2 protein-coding genes are annotated in these 1,753 nt (G+C 66.3%); one reads left to right on the forward strand and one right to left on the reverse strand.

What is annotated here, in order from left to right; genetic code table 11:
- On the reverse strand, positions 1 to 180 hold a 180-nt coding region (locus ACIQOV_RS40210), incomplete at its 3' end, for a hypothetical protein (protein WP_401055933.1).
- A gap of 190 nt (positions 181 to 370) precedes the next feature.
- Here ACIQOV_RS40210 and ACIQOV_RS40215 point away from each other — a divergent pair.
- Positions 371 to 1,623 (forward strand): IS3 family transposase gene (locus tag ACIQOV_RS40215; RefSeq protein WP_401055935.1). Its coding sequence is split into 2 segments (ribosomal slippage): positions 371 to 653 and positions 653 to 1,623, totalling 1,254 coding nucleotides; the frame shifts between segments, so codons are not numbered across the junction.
- Positions 1,624 to 1,753 lie beyond the last annotated feature (130 nt).

Here is a 1,753-nt window from a genome sequence, read left to right on the forward strand (position 1 = left end):
GGCAGAAGGAAAGGGCTGGTCCAGCAACGCCATCCCCACATAACCCGCCGCCCCCGGACGGTTCAGCTCCAAACCCCCCTCCAGTCGCGCCTTGCCCGCCAGCTTCCAGTTCGGGTTGGACGGTTCCGACTGGGTGAACGGCTCGGTGATCGGGAACCGTGCAGGGCTCTGTTCGGTCATCAACACTCCTCGACTGGCCTTTGCATCACGACCCTGGGCCCGGCTTGCACCCAGGGTCCCACTCCGGTGACTCTGCGCAAAAATCGCGGCCGCCAACCCTCGTTGGCCACCTCAGCTTCTCAATGTGATCACGCACCACTGAACCGCCCCGGGTTCGGTGGGGACTCGATTTCGTGTAAGGATTCGAGTCATGGCACGTCCTTCCTCCTACCCGCCTGAGCTGCGCCGTCGTGCGGTGCGCATGGTTGCCGAGGTCCTCGGCGACTACCCGAACGAGTCGGCGGCGCTGCGGGCCGTGGCGGAGAAACTGGGCATCGGCTCCGCCGAGACCCTGCGCAACTGGGTGCGACGCGACCAGGTCGACTCCGGGCAGCGCCCGGGCACGACCACGGAGGAGTCCGCGCAGATCAAGGCGATGAAGAAGGAGATCGCCGAACTCAAGCGCGCCAACGAGATCCTCAAGGCCGCGGCGAGTTTCTTCGCGGCCGAGCTCGACCGGCCACACCTGCGCTCGTAGCGTTCATCGACGAGCACCGGGGCCGCTTCGGCGGCGTCGAGCCGATCTGCCGCGTGCTCACCGAGCACGGCTGCAGCATTGCCCCCTCCACGTACTACGCCCACCACCAGCGCGTGGCCTCGCCCTCCGCCCGCACCGTGCGCGACGAGGAACTCAAGGCTCTCATCAAGGAGGTCTACAACGCCGACTACCGTGTCTACGGGGCCCGGAAGATCTGGAGGGAGCTGGGCCGACAAGGCCAAGCGGTGGCCCGCTGCACCGTCGAACGCCTCATGCGCGAACTCGGCATCACCGGTGCTGTCCGCGGCAAGAAGGTGATCACCACCATCGCGGACCCGGGCACCGAACGCGGCCCGGATCCCGTCGACCGGCAGTTCGTCGCCACTGCGCCGAACCGCTGCTGGGTCGCCGACTTCACACACATCGCCACCTGGGCCGAAGTCGTCTACGTCGCCTTCGTCGTGGACACCTTCTCCCGCCGCATCGTCGGCTGGTCGGCCGCGACCTCCAAGGAGACCCGGCTTGTCCTGGATGCGCTGGACATGGCGCTGTGGCAGCGTGACCGCGACGGATTCCCCCACCAGCGAGGCGAGTTGATACATCACTCGGATGCCGGGTCGCAGTACACGAGCTTCCGGCTCGCCGACCACCTGGACGCCGCCGGCATCGCAGCCTCGATCGGATCCGTCGGCGACGCCTACGACAACGCCCTGATGGAATCCACCATCGGCCTCTACAAAACGGAGCTGATCAAGCCCGGCCGCCCCTGGAAGACGCTCTCCCAGGTCGAGCTCGCCACAGCCGAGTGGACCGACTGGTACAACCACCGACGACTCCACGGTGAGATAGGCCACGTCCCGCCCGCCGAATACGAGATCGCCCACTACCTCACAACCACAAAACCCCCGGTCAAAGCCACAACCTGAGATCTCTATCGAACCCGGGGCGGTTCACTCTCCCTGCACTACGTGACCCTCGCCGTGCTCCACTCCATCGGCTATCGGGGTTCGTACCAGATGCAGCTGAAGCTCGGGGGGTGGGCCGGAGAAACACACC

The organism is Kitasatospora sp. NPDC091257, assembly GCF_044757675.1.
In the GTDB taxonomy this organism is placed as follows: domain Bacteria; phylum Actinomycetota; class Actinomycetes; order Streptomycetales; family Streptomycetaceae; genus Kitasatospora; species Kitasatospora lactacystinica.